Below are 22,316 nucleotides of genomic sequence, written 5' to 3'. Positions count from 1 at the left end.
AATGGGGATGATTATATTTTTTTACTACTTAATACAACGCCGCTCACTACATATAAGATAGATGCAATATAAAAAATCGTACCAATCGTAAAGAAATCTACTAAATATCCCGTTGCAATAATTGCTACTGCTCCTCCAATCGATGTCCACACATGATATTTTCCAATCTCATAACCAGCATTTTTTTGCACAACTTTTCGCGCTAACGATGTCTTCTCCGTATTACGCTGCACAGCACCTAAAACCCCCATTAAAATTTGAAGAATGTACACATGCCAAACTTCCGTGGCAATCGGGAAACAAAGCATTAATATTGCCATGGACCAAGCATATATAATTAATAATTTCTGATCACCTACTCGATCAGACACCTTTCCTACTACCGGATATACAAGTGCTGAAGTTAGGGCAAATAAGCCATACGCCCAGCCAAACTGCGAGAAGCTATTCCCAACATTCCGAAGCAATAGAATGTAAAAAGGAAATACCATACTTCCCGCCATCATAATTATGCTTTGTGATGCTACAAATCTTCTATATGTCATTTGCTATACTCCTTATAAAATAAATTCACAAACCGTTCCTCTGGGTCTACTTCCTTCTTCTTCTGAAGGAACTCTTCTATGCGAGGATATGCTTTCTTTAGTTGCTCCTTTTCTGGATAAGAATAATAAGGTAAATAATAACTTCCATTATGCTTCAAAGTAACATCAATCATCTTCTGAATGACCGCTTTTGTTTTCTTTATTTCATCCTCTGAGCGCCCTTGATTAATTAAAAGTACAAGCGCAAACATATCATCTTTCGCATAAGATAGTACCGCATTTTCATTCTTTTCTACATAGCGGATGGTAATGTTAAGAAGGTTTAATTCCTCTTCATTCAAAACACTTCGCAAGTCATCTATATATGCTGCAAAACTATCTACCGGTACGAAATACTCCTGTAAAATCTCGGTCAAGTTTGGATTATCGTATTCCATAAAGGCACTATCCGATCTCATTACATTATTTCGTGTTTCGTACTTACCATTTGTACGTTCAAAATAACTTCTTTGTATATCCCAAAACGTATCCTTTCCCCAATCACTATAGCGTGATAAACCAAGTAAAAACTTTGGCGCAGCTATAATATTTTCTTCTTTTAATTTGCTGTATTCTTTCAACCTCTGCTGATCTTTTGCTAATACATAATCTGTCACATACATTTCTTTTAAAAATGAATGTGGGGCAACAGAAATACGTGCTAAATGCATACGTATATTCTCTTCCCTTCGCACTTTATTCTTAAAATATGAAGAGTACTCTTTATAATCTAGTACCTTCGTATGCTCTTCATACAATTCATCATCTGTTAACTTTAGCGTCACATCTAAAATCACGCCAAACAATCCATATCCCCCAATTACATACGTAAACAGATCCGTATTTTCTTCTCTACTTACATTACGCACCTTACCATCTGCCATTAACAACCTAAACGACTCTACTGTATCAATCAATGCTTCATGACGAATATCACGCCCATGTACATTTACACTTAATGAACCACCAACAGTAAAAATATTTTGAGATTGCATCACTTGAACCGCAAGACCATATGGATTGATTTTCTTTTGAATGTCATTCCATGTGACACCACTTTGCACCCTAATCCTCTTCTTCTCCGCATCGAATTCTAATATTTCATTATACCCTTTCATATCAAGCATCGTACCGTTCGGATAATACGTCTGACCGCCTTGGCTATGCTGCATACCTGCAATAGAAATCTTCTCTCCAGAAACGTTTGCATCTTGCACGACCTGTTTTAATGAACTTTCATCCTCAGCATGTTCAACACGTTTAATTTTTGTTGGAAGTAACTTTCCTACATCGCTCATAATGGGATGATTTAGTTGCTCCTTATATGTATTTACAGATGTTGCAAGCAACACTGTATAAGCTACAATGACCACCGCTATCTTTCTTTTTTTCAAATGACACTCTCCTCTTCTACAGTTTTCCCTCTTCATATTGTACCTATTTTCCTAAGAAGAAAGTATACAAAAAGGGGGCCCTTATTTTAGGTCCCCCTCATCAAAACTGTTACTTTGCTGCTGGCAATTGTATTGGGTCAAACTTTTCGTACGACGTATATTTTGCGTTCGTAATAATGTGTGCTTTATCCTTGCCATTACTACTCATAATCATATCTATCTTTGCTGATTCATATTTAAAATCTTTTGTAATGATATATTCTGCATCCACTTCTTCTATCTTCGCATTTTGTGCTTGTAACATTTTCTTCTGCGTTTCATCCATGCTAGTTAACATACTTTCTGTTTCTTGCCCTTTTAATGTAAATTTCAGTTTATATTTATCTCCGCTTTTCTCCATCTTCATTTTATCTAAAACTACTTCCGGTACTTCTAACTTATCTATAATATCTTGAGTCGCTTTCATTCCACCAGCGTTTAATTGCTCCTCTGGTACAGTTATAACTTCTCCTGTATTAGGGTTTTTTACCTCACCAGCAACTTTACCATCCACAGTATACACTACAACATCTGTACCAGAAATATTCATTTCAGAACGAGAATTCTTTGTCTTTGGCTCTAATTGCATCTTAGCCTTTAATATATCCATCTCTGTTCCCTCAGCTTTTACTCCTACACCATATGTCATCGTTACATGCTCTTCATTTTTAAAAGATTCGTTCGTTTTCTTGAAAACATCCTTCGCCGCTAATTCCTTTTCTTTTTGAACTGATTCTTTTTTCGGTTCATTCGTCTTTGCCGTTTTCTCATTACTACATCCTACCCCTAGACTGATTGCAAACACTAAACTTGAAATAAAAATAATTTTTTTCATAATGTCGCCCCCTTTTCCAAAATAATATCACCTCTTTTCCTATGAAATCTATACAATTTTTAATCTATATTCGCTATATAGCGACATGTTTAATGAAGATGTTAAATATGATGTTAATAACAACAACTAAATTCAGGAGGTCATTATGAAAGCAATTATTTGCACAAAGTATGGACCACCTAACGTTCTTCAACTTCAAAATATAGAGAAACCTACACCTAAAAAGAACGAAGTATTAATTAAAATTCACGCAACAAGTGTATCAACTGGGGATTGTAGAATACGCGGTTTTAATAGCCCTCTCTTATTTTGGATTCCTATGCGGGTCATATTAGGTTTCAGAAAACCGAGAAAACCTATACTCGGCGTAGAGTTATCCGGTGAAATCGAAGAAATAGGAACAGATGTAACTCAATTTAAAAAAGGTGACCCAATTTTCGCATTAACAGAACTAAACCTCGGTGGTTATGCCGAGTACACATGCGTACATGAAAGTGGATTAATAACATTAAAACCTACCAATGTGACGTATGAGGAAGCTGCAGTTATTCCTTTTGGTGGAACTTCAGCATTGCATTTCCTCAGAAAGGGCCGTATAAAAAATGGGCAACAAGTGCTCATTTATGGTGCCTCAGGATCAGTAGGAACAGCTGCTGTACAACTTGCTAAATATTTCGGCGCGAACGTTACGGCTGTTTGTAGTAATTCAAATTTTGAACTCGTTCAATCTTTAGGAGCTGATACAGTAATTGATTATACAAAAGAAGATTTTACTAAGCAGGGCGAGCGCTACGATATTATATTTGATGCAGTTGGGAAGTATAAAAAATCCCTTTGTACAAATACATTAACACCTAATGGAAAATATGTATCTGTTAATGGAATGATGGCAAAGGTAAGTAAAGAGGATATGATTCTACTAAAAGAACTAACTGAAACAGAATATTTAAAACCTGTTATTGATAGAACCTACCGGTTAGAAGAAATTGCTGAAGCTCATATGTATGTGGAAAAGGGACACAAGAAAGGGAACGTTTCGATTGCCTTAAAATAAAATATATTCTGAAAATAACATTGACAATTCTTTTTGTAAGATTTACTATTAATACCATATTAAAAAACTACATACACAAACTCTTATCAAGAGTGGCGGAGGGACTGGCCCGATGATGCCCGGCAACCGAGCTTATGACGTATAAGCTAAGGTGCTAATTCCTGCAAAACGATTTTTCGTTTTGGAAGATAAGAGAGGAACCTATTTTGTCTATTCGGCACCTCTCTTATTTTGAGAGGTGCTTTTTATTTTGGAACGTATATGGAGGGGGAATTATAGATGAAAAAAGTATTATTAAGCATTGTAAGTGGAGCGGTATTATTGCTAGGTGCATGTGGTGCTAATTCTGATAAAGAGGTAAAAGCATTAGATGAGAAAAAGATTACTGTCGGTGTGACTGGCGGACCGCATGAACAAATTTTTGAAAAGGTAAAAGAAGTAGCAGCGAAAGATGGACTCGAAATTGATGTAAAAGTATTTAATGATTATGTAGCACCAAACGTATCTTTAGATGAAAAAAGCCTCGATATAAATAGCTATCAAACGAAATCATATTTAGACGTATTTAAAGCTGAGCGCAATATGAAATTAACGGAAGTATTTTCAACAGTAACATTCCCTATGGGCGTATATTCTAAAAGCTTAAAAGATGTAAAAGACTTAAAAGAGGGCGACGCAATCGCTGTACCAAATGATCCAACGAATGAACTTCGAGCTTTAAAGCTATTTGAAAAAGCAGGAGTTTTAAAAGTAGATCCAAAGGCGACAGAAAAAGCGACTGCGAAAGATGTCATTGAAAATCCCAAAAATTTAAAGATTGTTGAATTAGAGGCATCTCAATTACCAACACAACTAAGTGAAGTGAAAGCAGCTGCAATTAATACAAACTTTGCATTAGGTGCAAAATTAAGCCCTGCGAAAGATTCTATCTTCCGTGAAGGAAAAGATTCACCATATGTGAACTGGGTCGTTGTTCGTACTGAAAATAAAGATGATGCTGTTGTAAATAAATTAAAGAAAGCTTATCAATCTAAAGAAGTAAAAGAATTTATCGAGAAAAAATTTGATGGTTCTGTTTTACCGTCTTGGTAGGAGCTGACGATAATGATTGAATTAAAAAATGTATCCAAAGTATTTACAACAAAAAAAGGGAATGTAGAAGCACTTAAGTCTACTTCCCTTCAAGTAAAAAAGGGCGAAGTATTTGGAATCATTGGATATAGTGGCGCTGGTAAAAGTACATTAATTCGATGTGTAAATTTATTAGAAAAACCAACGACAGGAAATATCATTGTAAACGGCCAAGACTTAACAACTTTATCAGCAAAAGAACTAGCAAAATCGAGACAAAAAATCGGGATGATTTTTCAAGGATTCAACTTACTTAAAACTGTGACAGTTTATGAAAATATCGCATTACCGTTACGTCTATCTGGTCTTCCCAAAAATGAAATTGAAAAAAGGGTAGAAAAGTATTTACGTATTGTCGATCTTTTTAATCGAAAAGATGCCTATCCGAGTGAACTTTCTGGTGGCCAGAAGCAGCGTGTTGCCATTGCACGTGCACTATCACATGAACCGGAAGTATTATTAAGCGACGAAGCAACAAGTGCTTTAGACCCTGAAACAACGGATTCTATTCTTGACCTATTACTAAAGATTAATGAAGAAATCGGGATTACAATTTTATTAATTACACATGAAATGAATGTCATCCAGCGTATATGTGACCGAGTTGCTGTGATGGAACATGGAGCAGTAGTTGAAAGCGGGAACGTGAAAGATATCTTCACAAACCCACAACATGTAACAACGAAGAAATTCGTAAATAGTGCATTTGCAGCGAAGATTCCAGGAGAGATACAAAAAGAACTACAAACTACTGGCGAAATTGTAACTCTCTCCTTTATAGGGACTGCTTCAGGAGAGCCAGCATTAGCTATTGCTACAAAACGTTTCCAAGTGTATCCGAATATTTTATCCGGTAATATTACACAGTTAAAACATGAATCATATGGGAAACTGGTCATTCATATGCAGGGTGAAAAAAATGAAGTAGCCCGCGCTTTATCATTTTTACAAGAGCAAGGGATCATCGTAGAAGGAGGGAGAACAGATTATGGGAAACAAGTCCTTTTTGGATGAATGGGGTAAAGTCATATGGGAAGCAACCATTCAAACATTTCAAATGACATCTATTTCGCTATTCATCTCTATCCTTATTGCATTACCACTTGGCGTTACACTTGTTTTAACGAGACCTGGTGGACAGCACGAAAATAAAATCATTTATCCAATTCTTAATACAATTATTAATATCATTCGCTCTCTTCCATTTATCATTCTATTATTCTTCATTTTACCTTTTACAAAATTTCTAATGGGAACGTCCATTGGCGTACAAGGTGTTATCGTGCCACTTGTCGTATTCACAGCTCCTTATATTGCACGATTAATGGAGACAGCTTTATTAGAAGTGGATCGTGGTGTTATTGAGGCTTACCAAGCGATGGGCGTTTCTACTATAAAAATTATTTGGCACGTTATGGTGAAAGAAGCTCGTCCCTCCCTTGTACTTGGCCTAACAATTGCAACAATTGGCCTAATTGGTGCAACAGCAATGGCTGGACTTGTAGGTGCTGGCGGTCTTGGTGATTTAGCATATCGATTCGGACACTTACGCTACGAACCTGAAGTAATGTATGCAACAGTCTTTATTTTAATTATTCTTGTTCAAGGGCTACAGTCTTTAGGAAATGGTGTTGCACGAAGATTGAAGAAAGATTAAAAAAGAAGGTATCTCAACAGGGTGAGATACCTTCTTTTTACCTTTTAAATCCACCTTCAGAATGAATAACTTGTCCAGTAATCCATTCTGCTTCTTCACTTACTAAAAATGTAATGAGCCTTGCTGCATCCTTCGGCTCACCAATTCTCCCAAAAGGAAACATCGGCTTTAATCCTTGCTTTATCTCCTCAGTCATCCACCCTGTACTAGTTGGACCTGGATTAATTGCATTCACTGTTATTCCTAAATGAGCTACCTCAGCTGACAACGTACTAGTAAGAGCATCAATAGCTCCCTTCGTTGTTGCATACGCTAGTTCTCCTGCCATCGGCCCTTTAAATTGTCCCGATGTCATATTCACAATTCTACCACCAGATTTCTTATCAAACCCTTGGGCAAATTGACTACTTAACAATGTTGTCGCACGAATATTTACCATATAGTGCTTATCTAGTTCTTCAGCAGTCAAATTAGAGAAATCATTATTCGTAGAATACGCTGCATTATTAATTAATATATGAGGGTACCCTAATTGTTCAGTAACTTTATTTATAAGCTCTTTCGGTGCATCATTCTGAGTTAAATCTAACTCCATACTTGATACTTTCACACCGTTTTTTAGTAACTCTTCTTTTAATTGTATTTGTTCACTTTGATCAACGCCCCAGGGCATCTCTTTATCGTACGCTGTCCAATACGTAAAAAATATATCGTATCCTGCTTCAGCTAATTCTTTACAAATTGCTGCGCCTATACCATCTAGACGACTTACACCTGTAACAACTGCTATTTTATGTTTTAATTGATTCATCATATACTCCCCCAATTTTAAAGGACGCATACTTTATATAAGAGATATGAATTTCCCTACACATTATCCTTACAAAAGGGATGTACAAGCCAAATATGCAGTCCTTGAATGATTTACAGATAGCTAAATAAACCCTCACTTATGAGAGAAAAATTGATCTATCTAGTTTCCTAATCATTACAAGTTCATCCGCATATTGAGTCCTTGTCCCCTTTCCATATATCTCTATTTCTATCATACCAATATGATGTAATATTTCAAACGATAAAAAAATAAAACCCAATATTCCATGCCAATCTCCTATTAATTTTAATATATTACAATAACTAAATAATTGAAATAATCAGAAAAACACTGGTAAATACTGGCTCTTTTTTTTATAATAAAATGTGGGGCTAATGTGAGAGTTGTAAGTGGTCTGATTATACAGACCCAACTAGTTTTAAACAAATAGGGGGAAGCAATATGTCAAAAAAATTACTTTCTTTATTTTCTACAGTAATCGTGGCAGCTTTTGTAATAACTGGCTGTGGTCAAAGCGATACGACAAATAAAGAACAAAAAGAAAATACAACAAAAGAAAGCAAAACAGAAAAAACGGATACACCGAAAGAAAATAAACCTAAAGAAAAAAAATCCGAAGAGAAAAAAGCTGAAGAGAAAAAGCCTGAAAATACAGCTACTAGCTCCAGCGATTACTCTAAGCTGATTTCCTATATGGAAAAAGAAACAGGTGGTAAAACAAAAGTACTTTTTGAAAATAAGGAACCACAAGTGTATAAAGCTGAAGATGTTTCAGTAACAATGAATGGCTATACATTAGTTGAATTAAATGGATTCCATACAAACTTCGACATTCCGTTTAACCGTCAAACAGAGGGCGGAGTTATTCTTGTGAACTACAGCGTAAAAAATAGTTCAGCTAAAGATATTTATTATATGCCAGCATTGGACATGTCATTTACTGGTGCGCAGAAAGTATATAGTAACTATAAAGATTTAATTCCAAAAGAAGATCAGCTCCCAACTAAACTTGCTCCAACGAATGATTACTTAGTAAAAGCAGGAGAAACTATTTCTGGTTATATCGCTTATCCATTCGGAAAAGATGATCTAGCCAAAATTTCAAGTCTCTCAACAGTCTCAGTCACAGTCCCAACTGCACAAGCTAATAAAGGAAAATTTGATGCTCCAATCGGAAGCCCTGGAAACTTTTCATTAAGTTTAAACAAACAAGGTGCTGAAAAGGTCGCAACAGATAAAACTTTCTACCAAGATAAAGCTACAGCTAATAACATGGGCGATAAAAAAATGGTAAAAGAGAAATCAGGTATTAATAACAGCCAAGAATTAGGTGCTGTTAACGTTACATTAGACGGATACCAATTTACTCAATTCACACCAAATTCCGTCGAAGCTCCACGCTTTGCAAATTTCAAAAATGGTATTGTTCTATTAACAGTGAAATTCAAGCTTGATAACAAAGATGCTCAAGACGTTTCATTATCTCCTATAAGCTCTACATTGAGAGTGAATGATGGTACACAATATACGATTAATGAAGGTATGCTACTAAATTACGACTATAACGCTGCAGTCAAAACAGGAACATCTGGAGAGTTACTGCAAGTGTATATTTTAGATCAAGAGCAGTATGAAAAGATTTGGAAAGACAAAAGCTTTGAGATTGAGTTAGGACCTATGAGAAATAAAGAAGCAAAAGATATTTCACAAGGTAAAAAAGCTAAATTTACATTACCTAAATAAATTACTAAATATATAATAGAAAAGGCATATAACATATGATTGTTATATGCCTTTTTCATTTTATAAAATCATAATTTTTGTTCACACTTTATCCATTGTGAATTTTTTCACAATGGATATATAATAAACATGTAAATAAAATATTGGAGGGATTTCAATGGTTATCAATTTTTTAAGAACTGATAAACGTGCTGCTTTCATATTATTATTTTTACGATTTTACATAGGATATGCATGGCTCGCTGCTGGGATAGGTAAAGTTTTCGGACAATCTTTTGATGCAAGTGGTCTTCTAAAGGGCGCTATCGCTCAAGCATCAGGTGCCCACCCTGCCGTACAAAGTTGGTGGGCAGACTTCCTTCAACACTTTGTTCTTCCAAACGCAGACCTATTTAGCCTTTTAGTTCAATGGGGAGAAATTTTAGTAGGTCTAGGTTTAATTTTAGGCGGATTAACAAAAACTGCTGCATTCTTTGGAATTATAATGAACCTTTCATTTTTACTAAGTGGAACTGTTAGTGTAAACCCAAACCTACTTATTCTGACTATGTTCATTTTAGTTGCAGGTCATAACGCTGGACGTATTGGATTAGATGGCTATGTTTTCCCTAAACTTTTCCGTAAAAACAACCATGAAGCATATAAATTAAGTAAAACTGCGTAGTAACAGTTTACTTTTAAAATATAAATAAGAAAAAGAGCCTAAGTATAGGCTCTTTTTCTTATTTACTCCAAATTTAAACGCTTAACGAACCGCGAAATCCTCTAGCAGCATAATAGGAATCTGCTCCATTGTGGTACACAAAAACGTGTCCGAAGCGATAATCGCAAAATAGAGCACCACCGAGTTCTCGAATGTCTGAAGGCGTTTGTACCCAACTTGATGATTTCATATCGAAATCCCCAAGTTGTTGCAAATCTCGATATTGTTCTTCAGTTAATAGTTCAATACCCATAGCAGTTGCCACATCAATAGCGTTATTTTCTGGTTTATGCTTTTTTCTTGCCTCTAACGCTTCAAGATCATAACAAAGACTTCTACGACCTTTAGGACTCTCCTTTGAACAATCATAGAAAGTATACTCGTCCTTCTCTTCATCATAACTAACAACATCCGGCTCACCGCCAGTTACTTCCATTTCATGAATTGACCATAATTTTTCATTATTAGTAGCTAGCTTTACTTCAACTTTAGCCCATTCAAGACCTTCATGGCGGTTCATGTTTTTCTCAAAACGAGCTTGTAATGCTTTTAATAGTTCTTCACGTTGTTCTACAGATAACTTATTCTTATTCGCTGTCATATTAGTCCTCCGAATTACGTTTCCTTATAATAGCTTAAGTATAAATCATCTCAATGATTGTTTGAATCTCTTTTTCAACAATTTGACCTGATTAAATCCCTGTACGAAAGCCCTCCATACTTTCCCCAAGAATATAGTATGAAAACCACATCAAATTCTGTTTCATAATAGCTACTCTCATTCCTGGCTGATCCGAACTATATGCCATTTCTTTAAATATAATTAATTCTGTATCAACTTCCATATCTCTTAACCCTTCATATAGCTCATATGCATTTGTAGTTGGAATTCTCACATCCTTTTCTCCATGTTGAATTAACGTAGGCGTACAAGCTGATTTAACATATGTCATTGGCGATGTTTTCTTATATATCTCTGGATCATTCCACGGAGTATTTCCTAAATACATGTTAATAAAGTAAGGAATATCTGTATTTACATAATGGGTACTCCAGTTCGTGATTCCGCCCCCAACTGAAATAGCTTTAAATCTACTGCTATATGTAGAACAGAAAGCTGCTATATATCCTCCGTTACTCCAGATATAATATCATCATAATCAGCAAATCCTTGTTTTCTATAGTTTGCTTTTAAAAATTCATTACCATAACCAGAACTTCCTCTATAGTTTGGTTCTAAAACGATAAAGCCTTTTTCAACAAACTGTTCAATCGGATATTTCTCATTGAAGCAGTCTGAAAATATCGGAAAGGACGCCCAATTCGGACCACCATGGATTACTACTAATAAGGGATATTTTTTATTTGCCTCAAACTCTACTGGGGTTGATAAAACACCTTCTATTTCAAGACCATCACTACTTCTCCATGAGATGATTTCCCTGTTACTTTTAAGCTTGCCTTCGAAAAAGCTATTTTCATTCGTTATTTTTTTATCATCCAAATAGATTTCAAAGGTTTCATTTGTTATAGCCTTAGTATATGTTATATGATTGCCATCCCTTGTTATAGCGGCATCCATTATAAACCCATCTACTGGTTCGTTTAACATTTCTACAGTGCCATCCTCACATAGCAATCCAATACGGTAATTCGTTTTATCCTGCCATCTAATTAAAATCCCTTTAGCCGTCCACTGTAATGGCATAACCGTACTATCAAAATTTGTTAAAGGTTGAATTACTTCTCCAGTATTCATATCATATATCTCTACTGTACTATCTTGTATATGATTTCTATAGTAATCCTTCTCTCTTATGCTTGCTGCGAAACATATTTTATCGCCCTCGGGAGAAAAGCAGACACTCGCTCCTAACAACTTATCCATATTCATTTTTTGTAGTTCTCCAGCTTCAACATCTAATATGTAGAGATCACCATTCATATAATCGTTTAAGCTTGGTGTAGCCATCCATACAACCTTTTTCCCATCATTTGAAATATCAAAGTTATGTATATAAAAATCCTTACCATCCGTTAGTTGATAAACACCGCTAATTTCGCGCTCCTCTTTATCATTTTGTATCCCTTTTTCTATTTCAATGTAATATAAACAATTATTCCGATGTTCCTTACCTACATGATGGAAATCCCCATATAGCTCCTTACGTTTCTTTATTTCCTCACATTCTTTTGACTGTGCAATATAATAAAAACCTTTACCAGTAGGCTCCCATTTGAATGTATTAACTCCATCCTTCTCATTCGTAATTTGAACCTCACTACCACCGGCTATGGACTTAACAAAGATCTGATTTGTATTAGCCCCGTCACCACCTGGGCTAAGGTATGCAATAGTCTTAGAATCTGGAGACCATAATGGATGTGTACTATCTATATCCCCATTTGTTAGTGGATAACTCTTCCCTTTATCTTTCTCATATATCCATACATGATTTCTATATGTATTGTCTTTCCAGTTAGCTGAAGTCTTTACAAATGCTACGTTTTTGCCATCATCACTTAAGTTTGCACTTGATAAGGACGGTAATGAAATAATCTCTTCTATACTTAAATATGTTTTCGCTTTCACTTTCATATAATAAGCCCCCTTGTAATGTCCATGAATCTATCGTCTCTTCTCTTCATAATAAAGAAAATTGTTTACGCATACTTAAAATGATAATGGAAAATTCAGATAAATAAAAGTAATTCTATTCCAACTCCAATAAATTAAAACTGTCATTAGTAGGTAGGATGCTGTCCACTTACCAATTTTAGATGTTCTTTTTGTGCATAAAAATACCCCTTTAGATAACATATCTAAAGGGGTACAGATTTGTATATTTATTAACCTACCAATCTCCTACTCAACAGTAACAGACTTAGCTAAGTTACGTGGCTTATCAACGTCACACTCGCGGTGAAGTGCTGCGTAGTATGAGATAAGTTGGAATGGAATAACTGCTACTAGCGGTGCTAGTGCTTCGTGTACAGCTGGTAATACGAAGCTGTCACCTTCCATTTCTAAGCCCTTCATTGAGATGATACATGGGTTAGCTCCACGTGCTACTACTTCTTTCACGTTACCACGAATTCCAAGGTTTACGTGCTCTTGTGTAGCAAGTGCGATAACTGGTGTACCGTTTTCGATTAAGGCGATTGTACCGTGTTTTAATTCTCCTCCAGCAAATCCTTCTGCTTGGATGTAAGAAATTTCTTTTAGCTTTAACGCACCTTCTAATCCTACGTAGAAGTCTACGCTACGTCCGATGAAGAAACAGTTACGCGTTGTTGCTAAAAATTGTTTTGCTAATGCGTCCATTTCTTCTTTTTGATCACAAAGTTCTATCATTGCATTTGCTACAAGTCCTAATTCGTGTGTTAAATCGAAATCAAGAACTTCACCTTTTGCTTTAGCAATGTCCGCAGCTAAAATTGAAAGTACTGCAAGCTGTGCTGTGTAAGCTTTCGTTGATGCAACTGCGATTTCTGGTCCCGCGTATAACGGAAGTGTGTAATCAGCTTCACGAGAAAGTGTAGAACCAGGTACGTTTGTAATCGTTAATGCTTTATGACCCATTTCATTTGTTTGTACAAGTACTGCACGGCTATCAGCTGTTTCACCACTTTGTGAAATGTAAATGAAGAATGGTCTTTCTGTTAATAATGGCATGTTATAAGAGAATTCACTTGCTACATGCACTTCAACTGGCATTTTTGCAAACTTCTCGATAAATTGTTTTCCAACAAGACCTGCATGATAACTCGTTCCACATGCAATGATGTAAACACGGTCGCTATCTAAAATCGCATTGCGAATGTCTTGATCCAATTCAATCTCGCCATTTTCATCTTGATACTTTTGAATTATATTACGGATTACAAGTGGTTGCTCATCGATTTCTTTAAGCATGAAATGAGGGTATGTTCCTTTTTCAATATCACTTGCGTCTAATTCCGCTGTAAACGGTGCACGTTCAATCGTTTCACCTTGTAAGTTTTTAATTGTAATACTTTCTTTCGTTACAATTACGATTTCTTTATCCATTAATTCGATAAATTGATCTGTAACTTGTAACATCGCCATAGCGTCGCTCGCCACAACATTAAAGTTGTCACCAACACCTACTAATAGCGGGCTTTTGTTTTTAGCAACATAAATCATGTTTGGATTTTCAGCATCAAGTAATCCGATTGCATAAGAGCCATGTAAAAGCGATAGCGTATTACGGAACGCTTCTTCTACACTTAGTCCTGTGCTCACTTGTTGTTCCATAAGCTGTACAATAATCTCTGTATCAGTTTCACTTACGAACGTTACATCTTGTAAATATTCTTTTTTCACTAATTCATAGTTTTCAATTACACCGTTATGAACTAGTGTAAAGCGTTTTGATGTACTTTGATGCGGATGCGCGTTTACTTTGCTTGGAACACCATGTGTAGCCCAGCGTGTGTGACCGATTCCCACGCTTGCTGCTACTTTCTCATCTACGATTTCGCGAAGTTTTGCAATACGACCTTTTTCTTTGTATACAACAACACCGTTCTCTGTTTGTACTGCAATACCTGCTGAATCATATCCACGATATTCTAGCTTTTCTAAACCTTTTAATAAAATTTCCTTTGCATCTTGCTCTCCAATAAATCCTACGATTCCACACATGTTTAGTCGCCGTTACAAATGCTTACATTGCTCTGCGAACATGTAACGACATAGTCCGATACCATTTTTATTTATACTAAAAAACGGATTACATATTGCTAGCCCTGTAAGCTTGTAACGGCTTTCACCTTCCTCTCGATTGGGTTTAAGTCCGTATATACTTATACAGCTAGTTTTCATCCGTTCCTTTTCTCTCATCACACTTTCACCTTTGTCCACTAAGTCACCTTAATGATTTAAGTAAAAGCTTGCGGTTGTGATGAACAACCGGGAGTCATCCGCCGAAATCTCGATAAACTCCACCTCGTCAACTACACTACTTGTAGTTCTGGCGCTTCTATAATTTACAATATTTCCTTTGAGAAAAAGAACAAGACCATCTTATAACAAACATGGATAAACCGTCAATGAAATTTTTTTCATCATCTATAAAACATATGAAAAAGGAGCACTTCTTGTGCTCCTTTTCAATAAATTTATCGAATTATTCAGCGCCAACTTCAGCTTTCACAACTTCTACAATGCGATGTACATATGCGTCACAAACTTCTTGTGTTGGTGCTTCTGCCATTACACGAATAAGTGGCTCTGTTCCAGATGGACGAACAAGAATGCGGCCATCACCGTTCATTTCTTCCTCTACAACACGAATAATTTCTTTAATTTTTTCATTTTCTAATGCTAGTTTTTTATCTGTTACACGAACGTTTACTAGTAATTGTGGGAATTTTGTCATCTCACCTGCAAGCTCAGATAATGGTTTTTTCGTCATTTTCATGATGTTTACCAATTGAAGTGCACTTAACATTCCATCACCAGTTGTAATGTAATCAAGTAAGATAATATGACCCGATTGTTCTCCACCTAAGTTGTAACCACCACGCTTCATCTCTTCCATTACGTAACGGTCACCAACTGCTGTTTTATCACTTGTGATATTGTTAGCTTCAAGTGCTTTGTAGAAACCTAAGTTACTCATAACAGTTGAAACGACTGTATTATGCTTTAGTTGACCAGTTTCTTTCATGTACTTCGCACAAATAAACATAATTTGATCGCCATCAACGATGTTTCCTTTTTCATCTACAGCGATTAAACGGTCACCATCACCATCAAAGGCAAGACCGATATCAGCGCCTTTGTCTGTTACTAATTTAGCTAATACTTCTGGATGCGTAGAACCTACTCCATCGTTAATGTTCATGCCGTTTGGTGAAGTTCCCATTGTTGAAATATCAGCCTCTAAATCCGCGAATAAATATGGAGCTAAAGAAGACGTAGCACCATGCGCACAATCTAAAGCGATATGTAAACCAGAGAAATCTTCCTCTACAGTTTGTTTAATATATTGTAAATATTTTTGTCCGCCTTCAAAATAATCACTCACTTGTCCAAGATTCGTACCTGTTGGACGTGGTAGTTCATCAACTTCTTTGTCTAATAAAGCTTCAATCTCTGCTTCTTGCTCATCTGTTAATTTAAAACCGTCTGAACCGAAGAATTTGATTCCGTTATCCTGTACTGGATTATGAGATGCAGAAATCATAACACCTGCTTGTGCATCTAACGCTTTTGTTAAATAAGCAACACCTGGCGTAGAAATAACACCAAGACGCATTACTTCTGCTCCAGTTGATAATAGACCTGCTACTAAAGCTCCTTCTAACATATGTCCTGATATACGTGTATCACGGCCGATAATTACTTTTGGACGATCTGTATCTTTTGTTAATACATAACCACCAAAACGTCCAATTTTAAATGCTAATTCAGGTGTTAACTCCTGGTTCGCAACCCCGCGTACTCCATCTGTACCAAAATATTTACCCATTATGATTCGCTCCTTTTTCTGGCTCTTTTTGATTATCTACTGTTGGCTCTTGACTAGTTTCTTTATCTTTTTCTTTATCTTTATCTTTTTCTTTATCTTGTTCCTGTTCCGTGTCAGGCTTAGGCTGATGTTCAGGTTCAGGATTTTTTGGTTTTTCAGTTTGATTATCTTGGTTATTATTTGAATCTGGTTTTTCACCGTTACCCTGTACTTCTTTATCTGGATTTTCTTTCTTCACAATTGTGACTTTAGCACTTTTTTGCTTTGGCTCTATTGAAATATTACCAGGACCGCTCACTTGAATAGAAACATCCTTCGTCCCCGGAGATACATTTTGCAGATTAATGGCTGCTGTTATTTGAGCAGCTGTTATTTTATCTACTATACTTGTTTCTCCTGAAATTTCAACGCTTATCTTCCCATCTTGCGGCGAAAGTAGCTGAGCCGTAACGTCTTTAGAAAGTCCATTTTTTTGAATTGATATACCATCAATCGTTCTTGTTGTCGTTTGTTTTGTTTTTTGCACACCTACTGAAACCTTTACTTGATTCGGTTTCGCACTTGTTACACCTTTGGGCAATAAAACAGAGGTATCGAATGTTGTAGACTCTGTCAATTGACTAAGATCTACTTCGACCCCCTCTATCGATTGTATATTATCCAATACATCTTTTGGACCTGCTATCGTTACTTCTCGCGGCTCAACGCTAATATTTGTAACGGCCAATCCTTCTGGCAAACTCCCCTTTTTCGTATACGTTACAGGAACAGTTTTTTCCGTATTATTGGCCGTAGCTTGCGTCGCCACGTTTAACGTTACACTAATTTTAGATGGACTCGTTCTTACATTTAAACGTTTTCCTTCTTTATTGTATAATGTAACTTCAGCTGTTTTTGTAACAGTTTTATTAACACCTTTTAAATCAATATACGCCTTAGCGGATGAAATACTTTCAATCTCTTCTTTCGTCCCAACTACCTCAACAGTATCAGGTTTAATGTTTGATTTTTCGAGAGTAGAACCCGCTAGCATTTGATCCTCATTTGATAACTTTAAGTCTACATGAACGTATTTTCTCGCTTTTTCATGTAGCGTAATTTTAATTGTTGATGGCTGAACTGTTCCTTTCACATCATCTGGAAGCCCGTTCGTTTTTAAAGAAACTTCATAAGTTCCTTTTTCGCTATCTCTCAAATCAACTGGTATATCAAATTGTTTTTTCGCTTTTGCTGTAGCAACTGCTGCTTTTGGGCCCTCTAACTTTACCTTGACGCCCTCTGCCGGAATACCACTTACGATATATTTATCTTCATCATACTTAAGGGTAATAGCATAATTAGTTAATGTTTCTTTCGCATCATTTGCAAAAGGTATTATCCCCGATGTCGTATTTTTTTCAGTTAAAGTCGCTGACATAAAAAGCATACACGCCAATAGTAATGAGATCCCCTTTAAGAACCAATGATTCTCCATTAACTTATCCATGACGCTTTCTCCTCCAATTCCATAAAGACGAAGAAGTCGTTTTTTCGCTCGCACTAAATTCAGCTAACAACATATCTTTCAGTTGTTCAGTCTTCAAATCACGATGCAACTTACCATTTTTCGTTAAAGAAATTTGACCTGTTTCTTCCGACACAACTACTGTAATACTATCAGTAACTTCACTAACTCCCATTGCAGCGCGATGTCTAGTTCCTAACTCCTTAGAGATAAAAGGACTTTCCGATAACGGAAGATAACAAGCTGCTGCTTTAATGGTACTTCCTTGCATAATAACTGCTCCATCATGAAGAGGTGTATTAGGAATGAAAATATTAATGAGTAATTCCGATGATACGTTTGCATTTAGCGGAATACCTGTTTCCACATAATCACCCATACCGGTCTCTTTCGACAAAGTAATTAATGCACCAATTCTACGTTTTCCCATATATTCCGTTGCTTTCGCTATCGCTGTTGCAACGATTTCAGGTTCATCATCCTCATGAGTTCCAACACGCGAAAATAAACTCCCGCGTCCTAACTGCTCAAGTGCCCTTCGCAATTCTGGCTGGAAAATAATAATAACGGCTAAAAATCCCCACGTTAATACTTGCTCAGTCAGCCAATAAAGCGTATGCAATTCAAGGAAAATACTGATCATCCGAACGACAATAATAACTGTAATCCCTTTTAAAAGTTGAACAGCTTTCGTCCCTCGGATTATGAGAATTAGCTTATATATAATAAACCATACAACGGCAATATCTAATACCGTACTAAGATATTTCAAAATGGTCGTATCTTCAAAAGGCATGCTAACCCTTCCTCCTACTTACGAGCAATTCTATCCATATATTGAAATATTGTTTTATGCTCTATCTGTATGTATTTCCAACAACTAGTTAATTATACCATACATGAAACAAACAACAATTACAAACAACCCCCTTTAGTCTAAATTAGTAAGATGTCAAACATTATTATCGTACAGTATAATATAAATCATTATTATACGCTTATTTTCAAATAAAAAAAGCAACTTCTCAGTTGCTTTTCTTACATTTATTTTAGTTTTTCACCGAATAAAGAACCCATTAAAGCAACTGCTGTTGTTGCCGTTCTATTTCGCTCATCTAGAATAGTATTTACTTCAACAAACTCAGCTGATGTAACAATATCAGCTTCCGCTAACATTTCCATTGCTAAATGGCTTTCACGATAAGATAGGCCACCAATTACAGGCGTTCCAACTCCTGGTGCATCATGTGGATCAAGACCATCTAAATCTAATGATAAATGTACACCATCAGTATGAGATAAATACGCGATTGTTTCTTCCATAACAGCTGTCATACCCATACGATCAATCTCATGCATCGAGAATACTTTAATACCTTCATTGCGAATAAAGTCTTTTTCTCCTTCATCTAATGCACGTGCACCAATAATTACAACGTTCTCTTTTTTCACCTTTGGATATGCCCCATATAAATCTACAAGCGTTTGATGTCCATACCCTAAACTTGCTGCAAGTGACATACCATGAATATTTCCAGATGGTGAAGTTTCTTCTGTATTTAAATCACCATGTGCATCATACCAAATAACACCTAAATTTTTATAATGTTTCGCAACACCAGCTAATGTACCAATAGCGATACTATGATCGCCACCTAGTACAAGTGGAAAACGTCCTTCTTCTATAATATGATCCACCTTACTTGCTAATTCGTTACAAACAGTTGCAACTTGTGTAAGGTTTCTTAAGCTTGTATTTACATCTACTTCTTTTTCTCTCTCTATACATATATCTCCCATATCTTTAACGTCATATCCAATTTCTTCAATTCTTTCAATTACGCCTGCATAACGGATTGCGCTCGGCCCCATATCAACTCCGCGACGCATCTGTCCTAAATCCATTGGAACTCCAATAACCGAAATTTCTTTTTTCATAGATAGTATCCCCCTTTTGTGCCTTCACTAAATATTTTAAATCTTTTATATAGTCTGACTCAACTCGACATTTTTCTGTATGGATATACAAATTATTCACTTATATTCGCCTTGAAAACCAAACTTTAAGACTATTCTATGTATAAAGTTAACTTAATGAAACAATTACCATCATTATTATTAAATAATAATAAAAAACACTCCTACATTTAGAAGTGTTTTTCTGATGCTATTTTCCATACTGCAGCAATATTCTTTGCTGTCATTTCGGTATTCTCTTCCGCTACTTTATATGCCTCTTCTAATGTCATAGGGCTCGCTGTAATACTAAATACTGCATCGATTCCTTTTTCGTGAACAGCTTGATAATTCGGAGATACAGATCCTCCAATAGCAATGACAGGAATACGAAAATGCTTTGCACGCTCTGCAACACCCACAGGGGCCTTTCCATATGCTGTTTGTTCATCTATTCTCCCTTCGCCAGTTATAATTAAATCTGCTCCTTCTATATGCTTATCAAAATTTGTATAGTCTAATACAATTTCAATTCCTCTCCGTAAATTTCCCTTTAACACTGCAATAACAGCTGCTCCCATTCCTCCTGCTGCTCCTGCGCCAGGTATTTTAGATACGTCGCAAGATAAATATTGTTTAAGGATATTCGCATAATGCTTTAAATTCTCATCCAGCTCTTTCATCATCTCTGTATTCGCACCCTTTTGCCTCCCAAATACGAAAGATGCTCCTCTTATTCCAACTAAGGGATTATCTACATCACATGCTGCTTCTATCTTTATATGCGTTAAGCGTGAATCCAAGCGCGAAAAATCAATAGCGACAATCGAATGTAACGTTCCGCCAGATGGCTCTATTACTTCCCCTTTTCCATCTATAAACCTGACTCCTAAAGCTGACAACATACCTGCTCCACCATCATTTGTAGCACTTCCGCCAAGTCCTAAAATAATGTGCTCAGCTCCTTCGTCTAGCGCATGTAGTATAAGTTCACCTGTTCCTTTAGTTGTTGTAATAAGTGGATTTCGCTTTTTAACCGGAACATGTTGTAATCCTGATGCTGCTGCCATTTCAATAAACGCTGTCTTTTTATCTTTAGACATACCGTAAAAGGCTTGTACGCGTTCTCTAAGCGGTCCTGTCACATGAAGTGATACAATCCTTCCCCCTGTAGCATCAACAAGAGAATCAACCGTTCCTTCTCCTCCATCTCCAATTGGTATTTTCACATACTCTGCTTTAGGGAAAATTACTCCAAAACCTCTTTCAATAGCTTCACATACTTCTATAGCTTTTAAGCTTTCTTTATATGAATCAGATGCAATAACAACTTTCACAATTATCCCCATCCTTTATTTTCGCATTTTCTCCATTTTAAATGACAAATATGAAGTTGTCTTTTTAAACACAAAAAAAGCTTACATCATATGATGTAAGCTTCTCTATTAGATGGAGCCTAGCGGGATCGAACCGCTGACCTCCTGCGTGCAAGGCAGGCGCTCTCCCAGCTGAGCTAAGGCCCCTTAGTAATAAAGCGGAAGACGGGATTCGAACCCGCGACCCCAACCTTGGCAAGGTTGTATTCTACCACTGAACTACTTCCGCGAAAATGGTGAGCCATGAAGGATTCGAACCTTCGACCCTCTGATTAAAAGTCAGATGCTCTACCAACTGAGCTAATGGCTCGTAAATGGCTGGGCTAGCTGGATTCGAACCAGCGCATGACGGAGTCAAAGTCCGTTGCCTTACCGCTTGGCTATAGCCCATTAATATTTACTAGTATGGTTATCTTTTCAAAAAAATAAACCCTCTCAGGTTATTTTAAAGAAAATGGTGGAGGGGGGCAGATTCGAACTGCCGAACCCGAAGGAGCGGATTTACAGTCCGCCGCGTTTAGCCACTTCGCTACCCCTCCGACATTTAAACTATATATGGTGGAGGATGACGGGATCGAACCGCCGACCCCCTGCTTGTAAGGCAGGTGCTCTCCCAGCTGAGCTAATCCTCCAAAAGTGGTGACCCGTACGGGATTCGAACCCGTGTTACCGCCGTGAAAGGGCGGTGTCTTAACCACTTGACCAACGGGCCAAAAATTTAAAAACTTTTTCCAAGCTTCCAACCGGGCTTGAACCGGTGACCTCTTCCTTACCATGGAAGTACTCTACCAGCTGAGCTATGGAAGCATAATGGCTCCGCAGGTAGGAATCGAACCTACGACCGATCGGTTAACAGCCGATAGCTCTACCGCTGAGCTACTGCGGAATAATACAAGCCTGGCAACGTCCTACTCTCACAGGGACAAGGTCCCAACTACCATCGGCGCTAGAGAGCTTAACTTCCGTGTTCGGTATGGGAACGGGTGTGACCTCTCTGCCATCATT

The 22,316-nt window shown here is 36.8% G+C and carries 18 protein-coding genes, 9 tRNA genes, 1 rRNA gene, 1 pseudogene and 1 riboswitch; of the genes and pseudogenes, 6 read left to right on the top strand and 23 right to left on the bottom strand.

Annotated elements, in window-relative coordinates; genetic code table 11:
* Positions 1-11: 11 nt before the first annotated feature.
* The 3 genes from MR113_RS16895 to MR113_RS16885 form a co-directional block, all read right to left on the bottom strand.
* The gene (locus tag MR113_RS16895) at positions 12-545 is read right to left on the bottom strand and encodes an MFS transporter (RefSeq protein ID WP_242255662.1); all 534 of its coding nucleotides are present in this window, start codon (positions 543-545) and stop codon (positions 12-14) included.
* Complete coding sequence (locus MR113_RS16890) at positions 542-1,978, bottom strand: FAD-binding oxidoreductase (RefSeq protein ID WP_242255661.1); 1,437 nt, start codon at positions 1,976-1,978, stop codon at positions 542-544. The genes MR113_RS16895 and MR113_RS16890 overlap by 4 nt, the downstream gene beginning before the upstream one ends.
* A gap of 109 nt (positions 1,979-2,087) precedes the next feature.
* Complete coding sequence (locus MR113_RS16885; protein ID WP_097819846.1) at positions 2,088-2,852, bottom strand: DUF6612 family protein; 765 nt, start codon at positions 2,850-2,852, stop codon at positions 2,088-2,090.
* Between the two features lie 145 nt (positions 2,853-2,997).
* Between MR113_RS16885 and MR113_RS16880 the strand changes: the two genes are divergently transcribed.
* The 4 genes from MR113_RS16880 (at position 2,998) to MR113_RS16865 (ending at position 6,694) form a co-directional block, all read left to right on the top strand.
* Complete coding sequence (locus tag MR113_RS16880) at positions 2,998-3,906, top strand: NAD(P)-dependent alcohol dehydrogenase (RefSeq protein WP_242255660.1); 909 nt, start codon at positions 2,998-3,000, stop codon at positions 3,904-3,906.
* Between the two features lie 80 nt (positions 3,907-3,986).
* A riboswitch (SAM riboswitch) is annotated at positions 3,987-4,101 on the top strand.
* Between the two features lie 84 nt (positions 4,102-4,185).
* Positions 4,186-4,998 (top strand): MetQ/NlpA family ABC transporter substrate-binding protein, encoded by an 813-nt coding sequence (locus MR113_RS16875; protein WP_242255659.1) that lies wholly within the window; start codon positions 4,186-4,188, stop codon positions 4,996-4,998.
* Positions 4,999-5,010: 12 nt separating this feature from the next.
* Positions 5,011-6,051: a methionine ABC transporter ATP-binding protein gene (locus tag MR113_RS16870; protein WP_242255658.1), complete on the top strand. Its 1,041-nt coding sequence runs from the start codon at positions 5,011-5,013 to the stop codon at positions 6,049-6,051.
* Positions 6,026-6,694: a methionine ABC transporter permease gene (locus MR113_RS16865; RefSeq protein WP_000527137.1), complete on the top strand. Its 669-nt coding sequence runs from the start codon at positions 6,026-6,028 to the stop codon at positions 6,692-6,694. Before MR113_RS16870 ends, MR113_RS16865 begins: the two co-directional genes overlap by 26 nt.
* Before the next feature lie 37 nt (positions 6,695-6,731).
* On the opposite strand, the gene MR113_RS16860 is transcribed toward MR113_RS16865, so the two are convergent.
* On the bottom strand, positions 6,732-7,508 hold the full coding sequence (locus MR113_RS16860) for an SDR family oxidoreductase (protein WP_242255657.1): 777 nt from the start codon (positions 7,506-7,508) through the stop codon (positions 6,732-6,734).
* 462 nt (positions 7,509-7,970) lie between these two features.
* Between MR113_RS16860 and MR113_RS16855 the strand changes: the two genes are divergently transcribed.
* Both MR113_RS16855 and MR113_RS16850 read left to right on the top strand, forming a co-directional pair.
* Entirely contained in the window at positions 7,971-9,272 is a 1,302-nt protein-coding gene (locus MR113_RS16855) for a DUF5068 domain-containing protein (protein ID WP_242255656.1), read from the top strand.
* A gap of 157 nt (positions 9,273-9,429) precedes the next feature.
* Positions 9,430-9,936 carry a DoxX family membrane protein gene (locus MR113_RS16850; protein ID WP_242255655.1) on the top strand — a complete coding sequence of 169 codons (507 nt, stop codon included), beginning with the start codon at positions 9,430-9,432 and terminating at the stop codon, positions 9,934-9,936.
* A 73-nt stretch (positions 9,937-10,009) separates the two neighbouring features.
* Here the strand turns inward: MR113_RS16850 and MR113_RS16845 are convergent, their stop codons facing one another.
* The 19 genes and pseudogenes from MR113_RS16845 to rrf all read right to left on the bottom strand — a co-directional run.
* Positions 10,010-10,576, bottom strand: a complete 567-nt coding sequence (locus MR113_RS16845) for a DUF4256 domain-containing protein (protein ID WP_242255654.1) — start codon at positions 10,574-10,576, stop codon at positions 10,010-10,012.
* Positions 10,577-10,667: 91 nt separating this feature from the next.
* Positions 10,668-12,574 (bottom strand): annotated as a pseudogene (locus tag MR113_RS16840) (S9 family peptidase).
* 267 nt (positions 12,575-12,841) lie between these two features.
* Positions 12,842-14,644, bottom strand: a complete 1,803-nt coding sequence (gene glmS / locus MR113_RS16835) for a glutamine--fructose-6-phosphate transaminase (isomerizing) (RefSeq protein ID WP_242255652.1) — start codon at positions 14,642-14,644, stop codon at positions 12,842-12,844.
* A 12-nt stretch (positions 14,645-14,656) separates the two neighbouring features.
* Entirely contained in the window at positions 14,657-14,842 is a 186-nt protein-coding gene (locus MR113_RS16830; protein WP_033659100.1) for a hypothetical protein, read from the bottom strand.
* A gap of 286 nt (positions 14,843-15,128) precedes the next feature.
* Positions 15,129-16,475, bottom strand: coding sequence for a phosphoglucosamine mutase (gene glmM / locus MR113_RS16825; RefSeq protein WP_242255650.1), 1,347 nt, complete (start codon positions 16,473-16,475; stop codon positions 15,129-15,131).
* Positions 16,468-17,961 (bottom strand): CdaR family protein, encoded by a 1,494-nt coding sequence (locus MR113_RS16820; protein WP_242255648.1) that lies wholly within the window; start codon positions 17,959-17,961, stop codon positions 16,468-16,470. The genes glmM and MR113_RS16820 overlap by 8 nt, the downstream gene beginning before the upstream one ends.
* Entirely contained in the window at positions 17,954-18,775 is an 822-nt protein-coding gene (cdaA, locus tag MR113_RS16815) for a diadenylate cyclase CdaA (protein ID WP_048528662.1), read from the bottom strand. The genes MR113_RS16820 and cdaA overlap by 8 nt, the downstream gene beginning before the upstream one ends.
* Positions 18,776-19,023: 248 nt before the next feature.
* Positions 19,024-19,917 (bottom strand): arginase, encoded by an 894-nt coding sequence (gene rocF, locus MR113_RS16810; RefSeq protein WP_000711573.1) that lies wholly within the window; start codon positions 19,915-19,917, stop codon positions 19,024-19,026.
* 209 nt (positions 19,918-20,126) lie between these two features.
* A complete protein-coding gene (locus tag MR113_RS16805) occupies positions 20,127-21,272 on the bottom strand; it encodes a glycerate kinase (protein ID WP_242255646.1) in 1,146 nt (381 codons plus the stop codon).
* A gap of 113 nt (positions 21,273-21,385) precedes the next feature.
* A tRNA-Ala gene (locus MR113_RS16800) sits at positions 21,386-21,458 on the bottom strand.
* Between the two features lie 10 nt (positions 21,459-21,468).
* Positions 21,469-21,540 (bottom strand) — tRNA-Gly (locus MR113_RS16795).
* A 5-nt stretch (positions 21,541-21,545) separates the two neighbouring features.
* A tRNA-Lys gene (locus tag MR113_RS16790) sits at positions 21,546-21,621 on the bottom strand.
* A 5-nt stretch (positions 21,622-21,626) separates the two neighbouring features.
* A tRNA-Gln gene (locus tag MR113_RS16785) sits at positions 21,627-21,701 on the bottom strand.
* A gap of 65 nt (positions 21,702-21,766) precedes the next feature.
* A tRNA-Tyr gene (locus MR113_RS16780) sits at positions 21,767-21,850 on the bottom strand.
* A 17-nt stretch (positions 21,851-21,867) separates the two neighbouring features.
* A tRNA-Val gene (locus MR113_RS16775) sits at positions 21,868-21,943 on the bottom strand.
* 5 nt (positions 21,944-21,948) lie between these two features.
* Positions 21,949-22,023: transfer RNA gene (locus tag MR113_RS16770), tRNA-Glu, on the bottom strand.
* A gap of 22 nt (positions 22,024-22,045) precedes the next feature.
* Positions 22,046-22,118: transfer RNA gene (locus tag MR113_RS16765), tRNA-Thr, on the bottom strand.
* 4 nt (positions 22,119-22,122) lie between these two features.
* Positions 22,123-22,197: transfer RNA gene (locus MR113_RS16760), tRNA-Asn, on the bottom strand.
* Positions 22,198-22,206: 9 nt separating this feature from the next.
* Positions 22,207-22,316: ribosomal RNA gene (gene rrf / locus MR113_RS16755) — 5S ribosomal RNA — on the bottom strand; the annotation flags it as partial.

The organism is Bacillus cereus group sp. BfR-BA-01379 (genome assembly GCF_022663605.1).
GTDB classification, from domain to species: domain Bacteria; phylum Bacillota; class Bacilli; order Bacillales; family Bacillaceae_G; genus Bacillus_A; species Bacillus_A mobilis.
Note: the sequence above shows the minus strand (reverse complement) of the source record. Positions and strands in the feature narration are given on the sequence as shown.

Coding starts and splice junctions, on each gene's coding strand:
- MR113_RS16850 (WP_242255655.1), top strand. CDS start 9,430: ATGGTTATCAATTTTTTAAGAACTGATAAACGTGCTGCTTTCATATTA.
- MR113_RS16820 (WP_242255648.1), bottom strand. CDS start 17,961: ATGGATAAGTTAATGGAGAATCATTGGTTCTTAAAGGGGATCTCATTA.
- glmS (WP_242255652.1), bottom strand. CDS start 14,644: ATGTGTGGAATCGTAGGATTTATTGGAGAGCAAGATGCAAAGGAAATT.
- MR113_RS16895 (WP_242255662.1), bottom strand. CDS start 545: ATGACATATAGAAGATTTGTAGCATCACAAAGCATAATTATGATGGCG.
- MR113_RS16865 (WP_000527137.1), top strand. CDS start 6,026: ATGGGAAACAAGTCCTTTTTGGATGAATGGGGTAAAGTCATATGGGAA.
- MR113_RS16855 (WP_242255656.1), top strand. CDS start 7,971: ATGTCAAAAAAATTACTTTCTTTATTTTCTACAGTAATCGTGGCAGCT.
- MR113_RS16870 (WP_242255658.1), top strand. CDS start 5,011: ATGATTGAATTAAAAAATGTATCCAAAGTATTTACAACAAAAAAAGGG.
- MR113_RS16880 (WP_242255660.1), top strand. CDS start 2,998: ATGAAAGCAATTATTTGCACAAAGTATGGACCACCTAACGTTCTTCAA.
- MR113_RS16885 (WP_097819846.1), bottom strand. CDS start 2,852: ATGAAAAAAATTATTTTTATTTCAAGTTTAGTGTTTGCAATCAGTCTA.
- MR113_RS16830 (WP_033659100.1), bottom strand. CDS start 14,842: ATGAGAGAAAAGGAACGGATGAAAACTAGCTGTATAAGTATATACGGA.
- cdaA (WP_048528662.1), bottom strand. CDS start 18,775: ATGCCTTTTGAAGATACGACCATTTTGAAATATCTTAGTACGGTATTA.
- rocF (WP_000711573.1), bottom strand. CDS start 19,917: ATGAAAAAAGAAATTTCGGTTATTGGAGTTCCAATGGATTTAGGACAG.
- MR113_RS16875 (WP_242255659.1), top strand. CDS start 4,186: ATGAAAAAAGTATTATTAAGCATTGTAAGTGGAGCGGTATTATTGCTA.
- MR113_RS16860 (WP_242255657.1), bottom strand. CDS start 7,508: ATGATGAATCAATTAAAACATAAAATAGCAGTTGTTACAGGTGTAAGT.
- glmM (WP_242255650.1), bottom strand. CDS start 16,475: ATGGGTAAATATTTTGGTACAGATGGAGTACGCGGGGTTGCGAACCAG.
- MR113_RS16845 (WP_242255654.1), bottom strand. CDS start 10,576: ATGACAGCGAATAAGAATAAGTTATCTGTAGAACAACGTGAAGAACTA.